This window comes from Sediminibacillus dalangtanensis, from assembly GCF_017792025.1.
In the GTDB taxonomy this organism is placed as follows: Bacteria; Bacillota; Bacilli; order Bacillales; family Amphibacillaceae; genus Sediminibacillus; species Sediminibacillus dalangtanensis.
Genome location: NZ_CP046956.1, coordinates 2,558,622 through 2,574,817, shown reverse-complemented (window position 1 = coordinate 2,574,817; position 16,196 = coordinate 2,558,622). Strand labels below are relative to the sequence as shown.

Sequence of the window (16,196 nt, the reverse complement as noted above, 5' to 3'; positions counted from 1 at the left end):
TGATTCATTTTATTTATCCAAATTGGTCGGAAAAACTGATAGAATAGTAAAGTAACTATTTATGAGAAAGAGTGAAGTCTATGTGGGAGCAACTAAAAAGAAAATTCAAACAGCTTTTGGCCGATGATGAGCCAGAAACAGAATCAATACCACAGGAAAAAGACAGTCAAGAGAATAGCAGTGCAAATCGTATACATACGAAAGTGTCTTATCAATATCCCAAAAATGCTTCCTTTAAATTTCCTGTAATTCCTGACCTGCAGGATAAAGGGGAAGGAGCAAGACCGGCATATGAGCGAAGAAAACAGGAGAAGAAGTACAATGTCAATGAAACCAGTAGAAAAGAACAGAATCGGGACGTACACAGCCCCGTGGAAAAACAACAAAATAAAGGCTCATCAAAGGTAGAGCCTGCTGAATCGAAACAACCATTCAAACTGACTGAGGTTCCGTCCCCGATTTATGGATTTCGCCAAGCTAAGAAGGACACCGATACTCCGGCTTTTTTGCGAAAGCAAATGGAGAAAGGTCCAAAAAGGGCGGAGAGTTCGCTCGATAAAATGGAATCGAACCATGGAGAGATGGAAGATAAAGGAATAGAGAGTGAACGAGAACAACCGACGGGGAATTCAACACTGGAACACTCCGTTGATAACAATTGGGAGGCGAAAGATACCGAACTGGAAAAACTTTTGGAACAAAAAGAGATAACAATTGCTGAAGCTGTATCGTTTAGCTTAGATGAAAGTGAAAAAGAAGAATCAGAGGCAGCGAATGTTGCAGCAGTTAATAGCGAGACGTTAGAACAGACGACAGAGCGAGCACAGGAAAGTTCTTTTGAAAAAGTGAAAGAGGAAGAACAAGAAAAGCTTCCAAAGATAGAAGATAGGGAAAAAATCGCCGAAAATGAACTTGATTCCGAGAAAATGAAGGAACCAGTTGAACAGGCGTTGTCCGAAGAGGAGCAACAGGAACAGCATACTGATTCTCCGGAACCTCCAGTCCGACCCAAATCCCGGACACCTTTCAACGTTATTATGACGCCAAGGGATAAACGTAATCGTTTCCGGAAAGAACGAAAAGAAGATACTACTATCGAAAAGGAACCTAAGGGACCGCCGGATTATTTGCTGAATGATCCAGTCCAAAAATCACAGGAAAATCGTGATTGGGTGAATCAACAAATTGAACTGCTTGAAACGACATTAGCTCATTTTCATGTTAAAGCTAAAGTGGTCAATGCGATGAGCGGCCCTGCTGTGACGAGATTTGAAGTTCAACCTGAGCTTGGTGTAAAGGTAAGCAAAATCAAAAACCTAAGCGATGACATAAAATTGAATATGGCTGCAAGAGATATCAGGATGGAAGCACCGATTCCCGGCAAAAACGCAATCGGAATCGAGGTGCCCAATCCCCAGGCACAAGCGGTCGGATTGCAGGAAATCTTTTCAGCAGAAGCTTTTCGGAATGCAGTATCTCCGCTATCTGTGGCACTCGGTCTTGATATAGCCGGAAAGCCGATTGTGACTGACTTGCAGAAAATGCCGCACGGTCTGATTGCAGGGGCAACTGGATCGGGGAAAAGCGTCTGTATCAATACGATTTTGATTAGTCTTCTTTATAAAGCATCCCATAAAGATGTTAGGTTTCTGTTGATTGATCCGAAAATGGTAGAGCTTGCTCCTTATAATGAACTTCCGCATTTGGTCTCCCCGGTCATTACTGATGTGAAAGCTGCCACCTCGGCATTAAAGTGGGCTGTTAACGAGATGGAAGAGCGTTACGAGAAGTTTGTCAAAGAAGGTGTCCGTGATGTTGAACGTTATAACCAAAAAATGAAGCAACAACAGCGGGATGAAGAACATCTACCTTATTTGGTGATCGTCATCGATGAGCTGGCTGATTTGATGATGGTTTCCCCACAAGATGTAGAAGATGCGATTTGCCGGATTGCCCAGAAAGCCAGGGCTTGTGGTATGCACTTATTGCTGGCGACACAGCGACCGTCAGTGGATGTCATCACAGGCTTGATAAAAGCCAATATTCCGACGCGTATTGCGTTTAGTGTTTCTTCCCAAGTGGATTCGCGGACAATCATCGATACCAATGGTGCGGAAAAATTGCTCGGCAGGGGGGATATGCTCTTCTTGGAAAATGGCTCGGGTCAATCAGTCAGAATCCAGGGGGCTTTCGTATCGGATGACGAAATCGAGCGAGTGACGAATTATGTTAGAAAACTGGCGCCGCCTGACTACTTGTTTGAGCAGGAACAGCTGCTAGAACAAGTAAACGTCGAAGAAGAAGAGGATGAGTTGTTCAACGAAGCCGTCGCATTTGTCCTTCAGCAAAACGGGGCCAGTGCTTCCCTGCTGCAGCGACGTTTTAAAATCGGGTATAACCGTGCAGCAAGGCTGATCGATTATATGGAATCTCACGGGATCATTTCCGAGCAAAAAGGAAGCAAACCACGTGATGTGCTGATATCAAGTACACAAGCCGAGGGTTATCTAGAAGAATCTTATAAGTGAGAACGGCCCCCATTGAGCTATCAATGGGGGTCGAATTCTGTCATGACTAGTCAGGAATCAGGAGGAAATAACTTGTCGTGAGCTTCAGCTTCTTATATGATAGAGAATGAACTATTATCATGGGTAACGACAATCTCTAAGGAGTAAATGAACATGAAGGAAATAACACAAAAATTAAACGGCGAAATAAGCCGTTTAACGAATAAAACATTTAAATTTGATGAAAGAGTCAAAGAAGGCTGGTTTTCGGCAGTCTACTTTTTAAAGACAAGGGAAATTGCCAAGAATAAGGTGCCTGACAATTATGTAACCATGCAGTTTTTTCAAAAAGACCATGCTGTTTTATGCGGCACTGATGAAGCCATTGCATTGCTGCATACATTTGCCGACCATCCGGAGAAATTGGAAATACATTCTTTGAAAGACGGGGATAAAATCAGTCCTTTTGAGTCCGTATTGACGGTGACTGGACCCTATCAATATTTCGGATATTTAGAAGGCATCATTGATGGAATACTGGCCAGAAGAACGTCAGTTGCCACGAATGTATATAATGTGGTAAAAGCCGCAAGGACATCCGGCAAGCAAAAGCCTGTAATTTTCATGGGAGACCGTGATGATCACTATACACAGCAGGCCGGAGACGGTTATGCAGCTTTTATCGGGGGATCTACTGCCCAGGCAACCCATGCCATGAACGAATGGTGGGGAAAACAGGGAATGGGCACGATGCCACATGCTTTGATTCAAATGTTTGAAGGAGACATTGTTGAAGCTTCCAAAGCTTATCATCAATTGTACCCGGAAGACGACTTAATGGCACTGGTGGATTACAATAATGATGTAATTACCGATTCTTTAAAAGTTGCCCGTGAATTCGGCGAAACATTAAAAGGCGTCCGTCTTGATACATCCCGGACACTGGTGGATAAATACTTCCTTCGTAATCAACATTTGATGGGTACCTTTGACCCAAGGGGAGTGAACCCTGAATTGGTCTTTGCATTGAGGCGTTCCCTTGATGAAGAGGGTTACCATCATGTGAAAATCATGGTCAGCGGTGGTTTTACTGAAAGCAGGATCAAAGCATTTGAAGAGTTGAAGGTTCCGGTCGATATGTACGGGATCGGTGGAAGTCTGTTGAAAATCAATATCGGTTTTACAGGAGACAATGTGTTGTTGAATGGGAAGTCACAAGCGAAAGAGGGCAGACGCTACCGCCCGAATCCACGGCTTGAAAAAGTAGACTTCGTCGATTCGGATCATTAGGATAGTTTGAAACCTTTTTTATCGGGAAAATCTTTGTTATCGAGCGGAATTGATAACTGTAAATAGATGTACACCACTACGTACATAAAGAGATAAAATTATGACTCATTTTGGAGGTACTGTTTTATGACAACTTACCATTTTATTGGTATTAAGGGGACGGGAATGAGCGCACTGGCGCAGATCTTGAATGATTCGGGGGAAGACGTTCAGGGATCTGATATTGAAAAACGCTTCTTTACCCAGGAAGCCCTTGAGAGAAAAAATATACCCATCATGCCGTTTTTAAAGGATAACATAAAAGAAGGGTTGACCATCATCGCAGGTAATGCCTTCAAAGAGGATCACGTGGAAATACAGGAAGCCAAACGTCTTGGTCTTACGTACTATCGTTATCATGAATTTCTTGGGGAATGGTTGAAGCAATACACGAGTATTGCAGTCACTGGTGCACATGGCAAAACATCGACTACCGGTTTGCTAGCACATGTTTTGAAGGAAACGTACCCCATTTCCTATTTAATCGGTGATGGCTCGGGAATGGGCCATGCAGATAGTAAGTATTTTGCCTTTGAGGCTTGTGAATATCGTCGTCATTTTCTTGCATACGAGCCCGACTATGCAATTATGACCAATATCGACTTTGACCATCCGGATTATTTTCAAAGCATTGACGACGTCATCGATGCTTTTCAGCAAATGGCTTATCAGGTCAAGAAGGGGATTATCGCTTGTGGAGATGATGAATACTTACAAAAGCTGCAGGCGAAAGTGCCGGTGCTTTATTATGGGTTATCGGACTCAAACGATTTCCAGGCACAAAATATTGTAGAGACCGAAGATGGTACTTCTTTCGATGTATTCGTCCGTAATACATTTTATGACACATTTACGATTCCAGGCTATGGCAATCATCATGTGTTGAATGCGCTTGGAGTTATTGCGCTTTGCCACTATGAAGACATGAAGGCAGAAGATATAAAAAAAATCAGCACCTTTTCAGGAGTTAAACGCCGATTTACGGAAAAACAGATTGGCACACAGGTGTTAGTGGATGACTATGCACATCATCCAAAGGAAATCGAGGCGACAATTGATTCTGCGAGAAAAAAATATCCAAACAAATCTGTAGTGGGTATTTTTCAGCCCCATACGTACACACGCACACAAAAGTTCCTGCAGGAATTTGCCGATAGTTTGAAGCAGGCGGACAAGGTATTTCTTTGTGATATTTTCGGATCTGCCCGGGAAGATAATGGAGATTTGACGATCAACGACCTTATTGAACGGGTTGAAGATGCGTCCCTTTTGGAGTTGGAACATACAGAGATACTTAAGGAGTATGAGGATAGTGTTCTGGTATTCATGGGAGCCGGGGATATTCAAAAGTTCCAGCAAGCCTATGAAGCAGGGCTAAAACATACGAAACAGTAATAAGTTTTTTTGCAGACAGGATTTTTATCACGTTATATCGAATGGATAACAGGGAGACACATTATTCTCCCTGTTATTTTTTTGCACGGTAAGAAAGGTTAAATGCTGGAGCTAGACATGGAAAAGCACAAGCGCCTTGCTCTCCCCCGAAGGGCTGAAGTAAAAACATTGTGTGGCAAAAAAACACCGCTCCGAGTTGGTTTTAAGCTTTGACTTTCAAAACGTGAAAATTTAGCAGAGAAGATGGACGACGCAGCTAAAATTAATCGTTTTATCTCTGCAAGCATGCTGATTGCTTTCTTTCCGGCCGTGCTAATAGTAAACTTTAAGTTGTTTAGTTTTGTCGCTTTAGGGTATATTGTTCCCATATGAGGAAATGAATATTTCTGTTGGATCCTTATCCAACAAGCGTTTTCCTATTGCAGCAAGCATTTACAAATTACATAAGAAAAGGAGTTGAAGTTTACATGGAAAACTTACTTTACATTGCGGCACTGATTGCAGCAATAGCTTTTGCAGTTTTAGTAGTTTATTTAGCGATGGTACTGAAGGCGGCACAGCGCACACTGAATGATGTTGCTTCCACTTTGGAAGGACTGGAAAAACAGATGGAAGGTATTACAACAGAGAGTACGGCTTTGTTAAATAAAACGAATAAGCTTGCAGAAGATATTAATGATAAGTCTCAAAAATTGAACACCCTTGTTGATGGAGTAAAAGGAATTGGAGAATCTGTCAAAGAATTCAACAACACCATTCGCTCCGTATCCAACAAAGTAACAGTAGTTGCCGAGCAAAATAAAGAAACAACGGCACAGGCGATGAATTGGGGAACGGTTGTCATGAATCTGTGGAAACAAAGAAAAAACAATAAAAACGTGTAACGGGAGGAATGATGATGGCGAATCAGCCAGATCAAAATCAAAATGTAAATGGGAAAGATTTTCTGATCGGTTCTATAATTGGCGGTGTGGTCGGTGCTTCTGTGGCACTACTGTTGGCTCCTAAGTCCGGCAGGGAACTCCGAAGCACGCTGAATGAAAACGCTGGTTACGTGAAAGACCGTGCAAACGAGTGGAAAGACGTTGCATACGAAAAAAGCTCTGAGTGGCGTGAAAAGGCTACAGTTAAATCGCAGGATTTAACTAAAATGATGAAAGACACTACCGATTCTTTCAAAAACCGCGGGAAAAATTCCGATGAGGAAGCTGAGAAAGCTGCCGAAGAAGTAGCCCGGGCAATTGAAGAAGCGGCTGATGAAATCGAAAAAGAACAAGAAGAAAGCAAAGCATAATAAGGCAGGCTGCAGCGAGTGAATCATGCTGCAGCCTGTTTTATAGCGTTTTTGCAGAGTAGTAAGTCGACACAGCCAAGGTGGTGTTCTACTCTGCCCTTATGTTTTCTCTAAAGGATAGTTCTGCTACTCCATTCTAGAAAATTTTGTTAAACTACTGAAAATACAGGATCAACTCATCGTGAGGCGCTAGTTCGTCAAAAAAAGCTGCTGGTTCCCCGTTTTTGTAAATGTGGAAGTTTCCAGTTGCTTCCGCTAAATTTACTGTTGCGAATCGAAAAATATCCTGAAAGATAAATGGAGAATGTGGTATTTTCTCGATGGAAAGATGGTCTCCTGGATTAATTGTGTCTTCTTCAGTCAGTTCCCTGCTATTCCTGGTCACCTTCACAGCAGGCTTCTCCAACACCAGTCGCTCCTGGTTAAAGGTGATGGGAAGATAATACTTCATCTTTAATTGCATTTTGTCCATGATATGCTTGACAGTCGGATTTTGGCTGCTCGTGTACGTAATACTGTCTCCGTTCTTGATTTTATCTTCCAGTTTTGCTTGTTGATTGTTTTTCAGCAAATAGGCTGGAATGTTATCAAGCAGAAGTTGGTTCCCATTCACAAATACAGCGAAATCTTCGGTGCCTTCGAGCCATTCTTCCCGGCCGGCGTATACAAGCAAGTCTCTAACGGTTTTCACTGTTTCCACCCTTACGGTGTCCCGGTCCGCCAATTTTGTATCCAGTCCAGCTTCTATGTCGTTAACCAGGATTTTCGTTTCCATTTCTATTTCCGTTCCATTCAATGATATGCAAGTCCTGGGTATCTCACCGAGCAGTTCCCCTACTGTTATATCCGGCGGGGCACCATCCGTTCCTTTTTCAACGACCAACTTATCACCATGTTTAATGGGATCGTCGATTTGTGCTGACCCGTCGTTAAGCCATAATGAAGGAGGGGTGCCGTAGCTTCCGGGAATAGTGACTTCTTTTCCATTTACCGACACGATGGCAGCCATGCCCGGCAGTCCATATAATTTATCGACGTTGATACCGGCAGCCAGTAAACAATCTGCAGCAGTAAGCTGTTTCATATCAAACAAGCGTACGGCCCTTTCGTTGACCGTCACACTGATGTAATGCACTGGATTTTGTTTGGCTGCTATCGCTATGCCGATTGGCGTTACGAATGCCGGACCACTAGGAAGACGATCCGTTTTAGCCAAAGCCGGTATTGCCTCGCTGCCTCTTATTGCCACACGGTTTGCCGGTAATTTCAGTTTAGAAGCCAGTCTGCTGGTGATTTCTGGTGTCAAACTTCCGCCTCCCACCAGCATCACTGCCTTTGGTGCGCAATTATTCAGCGTGAGAATTTCAGCTTGGATTGCTTCAGCCAAGGCGTCAATTTCTTCTGAAATCGCTGTGACAGCCTCTTCATACGTGATGGTTTGTTCAAACCCCAAAATGTCTGTGATGGTTACTTCTTGTTGTTCGCTCAATTCCCGTTTCATTTGTTCGGCCTGAGGAAAATCCAAAAGAAAATGTTCGCTAAGCGCTTCGGTTATTTCATCTCCTGCCTGTGGAACCATTCCATAAGCAGCGACTGTCCCATCGTCTGTCAAAGCAATATCGCTTGTACCGGCTCCGATATCTACTAGTGCGACGTTGAGTTTTCTCATAGAAGCCGGAATTAATACATCTATAGCTGCAATCGGCTCAAGCGTCAATGCCTGCATTTCCAGTCCTGCTCTTGTAAGAGAGGAAATCAGGGATTCGACGACAACCTTTGGCAAAAAGGTGGCAATGATTTCAACTGAAGCGGTCTTTCCCTGTTGATCAATCAGGGATCCGATCGTCTGTTCATCTAATTGGTACCGAATCACAGAGTAACCGACACAGTAATATTCCGTGCCGGTATCTTCTATGGCCTCATTAGCCAAAGCATACTGTGCTTTCTGTACGGCTGAAAGTTCTAAAAACAGAATATCTTCCTTGCTCATAAGCGGCTGCTGATCGATCTCTTTGGAGACATCTGTCCTTTTTGTTTTCAATGCTCTTCCGGCTGCTGCCACACATACACTTTTCAATGGACCGTGGCTGTTTTCCAAATGAAGCTTCACTTTTTCAATCGTTTCGGCAACCGCGACAACATCATGGATTTGCCCATCAAGCATTGCTCGTTCCTGATGCTCTTCTACATAAAAGTCAAGCAGCTGGTAATTTGCCTCTTTTTTCTCTAAAATCAGGCCGATTACGGTTCTTGTCCCTATATCCAGGGAAAATATTTTTTCCGTCATATGTCCGTATCCCCTTCAAGTACTGAATAAAAAATCAAATATACGAAATTTTATAAATCTTACTGATGACAACAAGCAATATTTTAGCTATAATAATCCCTAATTATTAAAAATTAGTACATTATTATTCTATTACCTACTATTATTACATATTCAAGGGGGAGTTTGACAGTGAGTAATGAACAATTAGATCAATTACGAAGCAAACTTGATCAGGTTAATCTAGAAATTCTTGAGCTAATCAACAAACGTGCGGAATTGGTTCAGGAGATCGGACAAATAAAGGAAAAACAAGGTGCTTACCGTTTTGATCCGGTACGGGAACGTGCAATGCTTGATTTGATTACGGAGCATAACAACGGTCCATTTGAGAACTCCACATTGGAAGCTCTATTCAAGGAGATCTTTAAAGCAAGCCTGGAGCTGCAAGAGGATGATCATCGAAAAGCGTTGCTTGTTTCCAGAAAGAAAAAGCCAGAAGACACAGTTATCGATATCAATGGCGAAAAATTCGGAGATGGCAACCAACATTTCATCATGGGGCCTTGTGCAGTGGAAAGTTATGAGCAGGTGGCACAGGTTGCAGAAGCTGTCAAAAACCAAGGATTAAAGCTGTTAAGAGGCGGAGCGTTCAAGCCACGTACCTCCCCATATGACTTCCAGGGGCTCGGTTTGGAAGGTCTGCAAATTTTAAAAAGAGTGGCGGATGAATATGGGCTTGCTGTGGTGAGTGAAATTGTTAATCCCTCAGATATAGAGAAGGCGGTCGAATACATCGATGTCATCCAAATCGGTGCCCGGAACATGCAAAACTTCGAACTGTTAAAAGCTGCGGGCGAGGTGAATAAACCTGTTCTTCTAAAGCGTGGGTTGTCAGCTACGATTTCTGAGTTTATCAATGCTGCCGAATACATTATTTCCAAAGGCAATGGCAATATCATCCTATGTGAGAGAGGAATACGCACGTATGAACGGGCGACCAGAAACACGCTTGATATTACAGCTGTTCCAATTCTTAAACAAGAAACGCATTTGCCTGTCATGGTGGATGTTACCCACTCGACTGGTCGCCGGGATCTACTTCTGCCCGCAGCTAAAGCAGCACTTGCAATTGGAGCAGATGGTGTTATGGCGGAAGTACATCCCGATCCAGCGGTTGCGCTTTCTGATTCTGCCCAGCAAATGGATATTGAAACGTTCAATCGTTTTATGGCAGAACTGAAAAAATAACGAAATCAAGTTTCATCGCTTGGTCATAAAGCCCTTGCCTGCTATTATATGGTGAGGGCTTTATTTTTTGTTTAACCGGGTACATTTTCGTGGAAACTGGTAAAGAAGTGAGCATTTTGTTTGCAAACATTGCGGAACCTTGTAGAGTATCGTATTATTAATGAAAAGCAGTACGAGATACAGGAAGAGATATAGGAGGTATTTACTTATGAATATTACAATATATGATGTAGCACGTGAGGCGAATGTTTCCATGGCTACCGTATCGAGGGTTGTCAACGGTAATCCCAATGTCAAGCCTGCAACCAGGAAAAAAGTGTTAAATACGATAGAACGTCTTGGGTACCGTCCAAATGCCGTAGCCAGAGGGCTGGCGAGTAAAAAAACAACAACGGTGGGCGCAATCATACCGGATATATCCAGCATCTTTTTTGCTGAATTAGCTCGCGGAATCGAAGACATCGCCACGATGTATAATTACAATATTATTTTGAGCAATTCCGATCAAAACAAAGACAAGGAACTCCACCTTATTAACACGATGCTTGAGAAACAAGTCGACGGAATTGTCTTTATGGGAGGTAAGATCACGGAAGAGCATGTCCAGCAATTCAAGACTTCCCCTGTTCCGGTTGCACTAGCTGCGACAATTGATGAGACAGGGTCCACTCCTTCTGTCAATATCGATTATGAACAAGCTGCATATGAAGCGGCTTCTTTGTTGTTGGACCATGGAAATGAGCTACCAGCTTTTGTATCCGCACAGGAAGAAACGGAAATCAATAATCAAAAATACAGCGGTTATAAGCGCGCCTTGGAAGAAAAAAATGTAACGTTGAATGAAGAGTATGTTATAAAAGGGGATTATACGTATGATTCCGGTATAGAAGCACTGGAACAGCTAATGGCACTGGACAAAAAACCAACAAGTATTTTTGTCGCTTCAGACGAAATGGCTCTCGGCGTGATACATGGTGCACAGGACAGAGGTTTGAAGGTACCGGAGGATTTGGAAGTCTTTGGCTTTGACAACACCCGTTTAGCAACGATGGTCCGTCCGACTCTGTCGACAATTGTTCAACCGATGTATGATATCGGTGCTGTAGCGATGCGTTTACTGACAAAATATATGAATAAAGAGGAAGTCACTGAACAGAACATCATTTTGCCACATCGTATAATTGAACGAAATTCGACCAAGTCCCAATAGTGACAGCTCCTGTATTGTAAATGGATGGGGATTCAGCTATTTTAGCTGCCTTCATTATCTTGTCGAAACAGTTAGTAGTGTATGGTGCATTAATTAATTGGGGAGAGAGAGTATGAAAAAAAGAGACATCCTGACTCCAGTCGGTATCACGTTGGGTTTTGTCATGCTGATGTTTGGAATTTTAGCAAGTGGCGGAAGTGGAGGAGTCCTTTCCTTCCTTCAAATCTCATCGATTTTAATCGTGATCGGCGGACTTGCCGCAGCTATATTGATTAACTTCAATCTGGACCAGCTAAAACTTACCAGTCATGTAATGAAAGAAGCTTTTACTAAAAGTGACACGAGTCTGCCAGCATTGATCCGCTTATTCGTCCATCTGTCAGAGAGAGCGAGAAGAGAAGGGTTGCTTGCTTTGGAAAATGAGTTGGAAGAAGTGAACGATCCTTTTCTTAAAAAAGGGATCCTTCTTGCCGTGGATGGGATAGAACCTGAAGTAATCCATGATATCATGCATGCAGAAATCACTGCCTTGGAAGAACGTCATCATAAAGGACGGCTTATTATTGAAAAGGCTGGAGAATACGCGCCGGCTTGGGGAATGATTGGAACCCTGATTGGTCTTGTACTCATGCTCAACAATCTACAAGATCCCTCTACACTAGGGCCTAACATGGCAGTCGCTTTGTTAACGACTTTTTACGGGACGGTGCTGGCCAATCTGGTATTTATCCCGATGGCAGGAAAACTGGAAAACAAGACAGAGGAAGAAATCTTTTTTAAACAAATTGTTATCGAAGGTGTCATCGGAGTGCAATCAGGACAAAATCCGAGAATACTGGAAGAAAAACTGGCCGCATTTCTATCCCACGATATGAAATACAAGGCAGATGAAGAGGCAGAGAGCTCGCTTTTAGGAGATTCCATTCATGAAGCTTAGAAAGAGAAGGCGGAAAGACAAGGGAGCGCCGAAATGGATGGTTACATATGCCGATATGGTGACATTGATCCTCGTCTTCTTTATCCTGTTATTTTCCATGTCCCAGATTGATTTGGAGAAATTTGAGGCGTTGGCAGAATCGTTTCGCAGCAGTAAGATTTTTGAACAATCACCATCCCCTATTCCCATGGAAAATCCGGCTGAAAATACGGACAATAAGCAATCAGGTCTACAGATGAATGATTCGGATGAAAATGAGGATGAACAAGATCCTTCTGAACAAGCAAAAGAGGATTCAACGGATGATTTAATGCGTCAAGTGACTGCTTTTCTCGATAAAAATGATTTAAACAATGTGATTACAGCTAATCAAACGGATGATGGGGTTGTGCTAATTCTGCAGGAAAAAGTTTTATTCGAATCTGGAGAAGCAGAAATTATCGACGATGGGGAGGTCTTGTTGGACAAGGTTGATATTTTGTTAAGCAATATTTCCAATGACGTCAGAATAGAAGGGCACACAGATAACCGCCCAATATCGAATTATCGTTTTCCGTCCAATTGGGAATTATCAGCTGCAAGGGCGAGCAGGGTGGTACGATACTTGATTGATAATGGCAAAGTAGAGAAAGAGCGTTTTAGTGCCGCAGGCTATGGTGATACCCGCCCGCTTGTACCAAATGATTCTTCAGCTAACTGGGCCAAAAATCGCCGCGTGGAAATTGTCTTGCTCCAGGAAGCGGATGAATAGAACTAGTAGGAGATCTTTAATTATTTACAGAAACCCGATCCTGAAAATCAGGATTGGGTTTTTTACTATGGAGAAGATATCTATGCTTTTCTTTTGAATGAAGCAACTGGCGCATTAGATAGAAACTGCGCAGTATCTTCCTTTGTAGTCCTTGGGCCTTTTTATAGTAGTGGTGTAGTCCAGCGCTACGGAAATACCCTGCGCTTTCCGCGGGCGGCTGGTGAGCTTCCTCGAGCTAACGCTCTGCGGAATCTCACCGTGGCCTTTCCTCCCGCAGGAGTCTTCGGGTATTTCCTTCGCTGAGAACAGATTCCTGTTTCTAAACGAATGTACGAGACATTTTTCTTTTGCATCTCTTGGTACTGCATGTAGCTAGAAAAACAAGCAAAAAGTCCAAGAGAAAACCCCAACTGTTTTCTAGGAAGAAAAGCACGCGTTTCCTGACAACCCTTTTTAAGAAGTCTTGTTGGGTTTCAAGGAAAAAAGTTTCTACGCTAGCGATAATCAGCATGCTCTTAGCGAAGGGAGCATACGCAGACTCCAGCGGGAACAGCGCGAGCTGAAGATCCACTTGGTAAAGCGGTTTTTCTTTACCAAGTTAGCTGAAGCCGTGCCCGCGGAAAGCGCAGTATGCTACCGAAGCGGTGGTTACCACTCTTTTTAAATAGGCAATGAAACTTCCAATCCACAGTTACTGCGCAGTTTATATGCGAAAAACTTGTAGGATATGTTGTTTTAAAATTTTTTGCTGTGAAGCTGCTTTTTTAACTGTTGTTATACTGCCGCTTGTTTCTGCAATATTGCAGGCATTGGTTAAGGGTCAGCTGGTTCTTTTCTGTGATTTCCTGTTTACGGGGGATTGGTTTGTATATCCCCATTTCGTCTTGCCAATTGTCAGGGAGCGAAACCGGTGACATCCTTTCCCACTTTACTTTCCATTCAGCAGGGAGGGGGCCAGTCAAAATGTCCCCCGTCAGCATCACACTCCAAAGCTGTCCCCATGCTCGAGGCACCACCCGCCAGATATCATACCCGCCGCCTCCTAAGCCGATCCATTTGCCACCACAATATTGTTCAGCGATTTCTTTCGCCAAGCTTGGGATACCTTCAAATGTCTTTGTAGTGGAACACAAGTGGGTAAGCGGATCGTAACAATGTGCGTCGGCACCATTTTGGGTAATGATGATGTCTGGTTGAAAATATTCGGCTACTTCCCTGAAAGCGGATTCATATAGAGATAAAAAAGATTCATCTTCTGTAAAAGCATCGACAGGTAGATTGAACGTATATCCATAGCCATTTTTAACACCTCGTTCACTAGTGCTTCCCGTACCTGGGAACAAGTATCTGCCTGTCTCATGAATGGATAGTGTACAGACCTCCGGATCATGATAAAAGAAGGATTGCACGCCATCTCCATGATGGGCATCGGTATCTACATATAAAACCCGTAAGCCATAGTGCTCACGGATATATTTGATAGCAACCGCAGCATCATTGTAAATACAAAAGCCGGAAGCCTTCCGTTTAAATCCGTGATGCAATCCACCGCCTAAATTCAATGCTTGAGGAGCCAGGTTGTTCAGTACACTGTCTATTGCTGTCAGAGTACCGCCTACCAACAGCGAAGCTGCCTCATGCATCCCGGAGAACATCGGTGTATCCTCAGTACCTAGTCCAAATTGCCATGCTTCCTCTTGTTTTAACTGTCCGTTTCCTGCTCGTTTGACGGCCTCGATGTACCTGGGGTCGTGGACTAATGCCAATTCACCTTCATTAGCCAGTCTAGGCGGAACAATTTGATGATCAAGCAGCCTGCCTTCTGCTTCTAAGAGTTCTTTTGTCATGACGACTCTTTGTTGGTTGAATGGATGTTCGGCATTGAAATGATAGTCCATATAAGCGTTTGAATAAATAAATACTGGTTCTCGCTTCATAAGGCAGGATCCTCCGCATCAGGTCCAAGCACTTGATAGCCAGCTGCTTTTAAGTCAGCTTTGATTGGAAGCGGGTTCATTGTTTGAAAGCGAAAAACGAGAATCTTATATTGGCGATCACTTTTGTATGGATAAATCAGTACCGAGGTAATATTCACTTTTCGTCTGCCGAAAATATTTGCAACTTCGGGAAGGATCCCTGCTCTGTCCGGTACTTTCACTTCTAATTGAGAACTTTGTACATTTGTACCAGTCAATTGAATGAGCGTGTACAGCATGTCTTTTTCCGTAACGATTCCGACAAGCCTATTCTCACGAACCACGGGTACGCATGCGAATTCCTGTTCATAAAAGATCGCTGCTATTTCTTCTACAAAATCAAGTGGGTGAACCGTCACCACAGGAGTACTCATGATTGAATGAATCGAATTATGCAATTCATCAGACACGTTATCTTGCTGAAAAATAGATGGACTGGCATCACGGACATCCCGATCCGAAACAATGCCAACGACCTGTTTCTCGCTATTTACTATCGGGATATGCCGAATGGGATGCTCGTTCAAAATGTGCAAGGCTTCGGCTATGGTAGCATTGGGAGTCAACGTGATTACTTCTGTTTTCATGATTTCTTCTACAAGCATGTTAGATTCCCTCCCTTAAAGAACGATACTTTTCCCGCTGTAAAAAGCGCAGCTTGTCAAATTGTTCAATCGAGCTTTGCGGTACATTTTTGCCAATTCTCACCATCAGGCAATTTGCCGGATGGGAAACAATTTCCGGGTCATCTGTCGGGGCAGGGGTCAGGCCCCCCGCAAACATCATTTTCTCCATTACTTTCCGGTAATTCCAGACGCTTAATTTGGTTCCTTTTAAATCCCAGTGCCAGTAATATTCTGTCGAAATAATAATGAAATTCTCCATTTCTTCATCGAGCATGGAGACGCTTAAAAGGTGAGACCCGATTTTGTTTCCGCGGTAGTCTGCTGCAATTTCAATAGCACCAAGTTCAAGTAAATCTTCCATATTGAACTCCGACCAGCGTTCAAGCGGGTCAGGATATAAATAAGTAACATATCCAATGATTGTATCCGCCGTCCTTGCAATAACAATCCGGCCTTCTGGGAAATCGGCAATATCCTGTAAAGCTTTAAATTGTTTGGGAGCAGGACGGAAAGCGTGAAGTCCTTCATGGAAATGGTATGCTTTTAAATCAGAAGAAGGGAGTGGGCCTTCTACAATTATATTTCCCTGCTCTGTATCCAATTGCAGGGAATGACAGTTTTTATTATGCTTCACCGTGTCACCACCTGTAAGTT

Annotated in this window: 13 protein-coding genes; 9 read left to right on the top strand and 4 right to left on the bottom strand. The window is 43.2% G+C overall.

What is annotated here, in order from left to right; genetic code table 11:
* Positions 1-80 precede the first annotated feature (80 nt).
* From ERJ70_RS12940 to ERJ70_RS12920, 5 genes are all read left to right on the top strand, one after another.
* Entirely contained in the window at positions 81-2,528 is a 2,448-nt protein-coding gene (locus tag ERJ70_RS12940; RefSeq protein WP_209365258.1) for a DNA translocase FtsK, read from the top strand.
* 153 nt (positions 2,529-2,681) lie between these two features.
* Positions 2,682-3,797: a nicotinate phosphoribosyltransferase gene (locus ERJ70_RS12935; RefSeq protein ID WP_209365257.1), complete on the top strand. Its 1,116-nt coding sequence runs from the start codon at positions 2,682-2,684 to the stop codon at positions 3,795-3,797.
* 126 nt (positions 3,798-3,923) lie between these two features.
* Entirely contained in the window at positions 3,924-5,231 is a 1,308-nt protein-coding gene (murC, locus tag ERJ70_RS12930; RefSeq protein ID WP_209365256.1) for a UDP-N-acetylmuramate--L-alanine ligase, read from the top strand.
* A 467-nt stretch (positions 5,232-5,698) separates the two neighbouring features.
* Positions 5,699-6,115: a DUF948 domain-containing protein gene (locus ERJ70_RS12925; protein WP_209365255.1), complete on the top strand. Its 417-nt coding sequence runs from the start codon at positions 5,699-5,701 to the stop codon at positions 6,113-6,115.
* Between the two features lie 14 nt (positions 6,116-6,129).
* Complete coding sequence (locus tag ERJ70_RS12920; RefSeq protein WP_209365254.1) at positions 6,130-6,525, top strand: YtxH domain-containing protein; 396 nt, start codon at positions 6,130-6,132, stop codon at positions 6,523-6,525.
* A 154-nt stretch (positions 6,526-6,679) separates the two neighbouring features.
* Here the strand turns inward: ERJ70_RS12920 and ERJ70_RS12915 are convergent, their stop codons facing one another.
* Positions 6,680-8,812: a cell division protein FtsA gene (locus ERJ70_RS12915; RefSeq protein ID WP_209365253.1), complete on the bottom strand. Its 2,133-nt coding sequence runs from the start codon at positions 8,810-8,812 to the stop codon at positions 6,680-6,682.
* Positions 8,813-8,983: 171 nt separating this feature from the next.
* Here ERJ70_RS12915 and ERJ70_RS12910 point away from each other — a divergent pair, with 171 nt between their 5' ends.
* The 4 genes from ERJ70_RS12910 (at position 8,984) to motS (ending at position 12,940) form a co-directional block, all read left to right on the top strand.
* A complete protein-coding gene (locus ERJ70_RS12910; protein ID WP_209365252.1) occupies positions 8,984-10,042 on the top strand; it encodes a bifunctional 3-deoxy-7-phosphoheptulonate synthase/chorismate mutase in 1,059 nt (352 codons plus the stop codon).
* A gap of 208 nt (positions 10,043-10,250) precedes the next feature.
* On the top strand, positions 10,251-11,252 hold the full coding sequence (gene ccpA, locus ERJ70_RS12905) for a catabolite control protein A (protein WP_209365251.1): 1,002 nt from the start codon (positions 10,251-10,253) through the stop codon (positions 11,250-11,252).
* Positions 11,253-11,364: 112 nt separating this feature from the next.
* Positions 11,365-12,189, top strand: coding sequence for a flagellar motor protein MotP (motP, locus tag ERJ70_RS12900; RefSeq protein WP_209365250.1), 825 nt, complete (start codon positions 11,365-11,367; stop codon positions 12,187-12,189).
* Positions 12,179-12,940, top strand: coding sequence for a flagellar motor protein MotS (motS, locus tag ERJ70_RS12895; protein WP_209365249.1), 762 nt, complete (start codon positions 12,179-12,181; stop codon positions 12,938-12,940). Before motP ends, motS begins: the two co-directional genes overlap by 11 nt.
* A gap of 764 nt (positions 12,941-13,704) precedes the next feature.
* Here motS and ERJ70_RS12890 read toward each other — a convergent pair.
* Genes ERJ70_RS12890 through ERJ70_RS12880 form a run of 3 tightly spaced genes read right to left on the bottom strand, consistent with a single transcriptional unit; the run spans position 13,705 to position 16,176 of the window.
* The gene (locus ERJ70_RS12890; protein ID WP_209365248.1) at positions 13,705-14,877 is read right to left on the bottom strand and encodes an acetoin utilization protein AcuC; all 1,173 of its coding nucleotides are present in this window, start codon (positions 14,875-14,877) and stop codon (positions 13,705-13,707) included.
* The gene (locus ERJ70_RS12885) at positions 14,874-15,521 is read right to left on the bottom strand and encodes an acetoin utilization AcuB family protein (protein ID WP_209365247.1); all 648 of its coding nucleotides are present in this window, start codon (positions 15,519-15,521) and stop codon (positions 14,874-14,876) included. The genes ERJ70_RS12890 and ERJ70_RS12885 overlap by 4 nt, the downstream gene beginning before the upstream one ends.
* Before the next feature lies 1 nt (position 15,522).
* Positions 15,523-16,176: a GNAT family N-acetyltransferase gene (locus tag ERJ70_RS12880; RefSeq protein WP_209365246.1), complete on the bottom strand. Its 654-nt coding sequence runs from the start codon at positions 16,174-16,176 to the stop codon at positions 15,523-15,525.
* Positions 16,177-16,196: the final 20 nt, after the last annotated feature.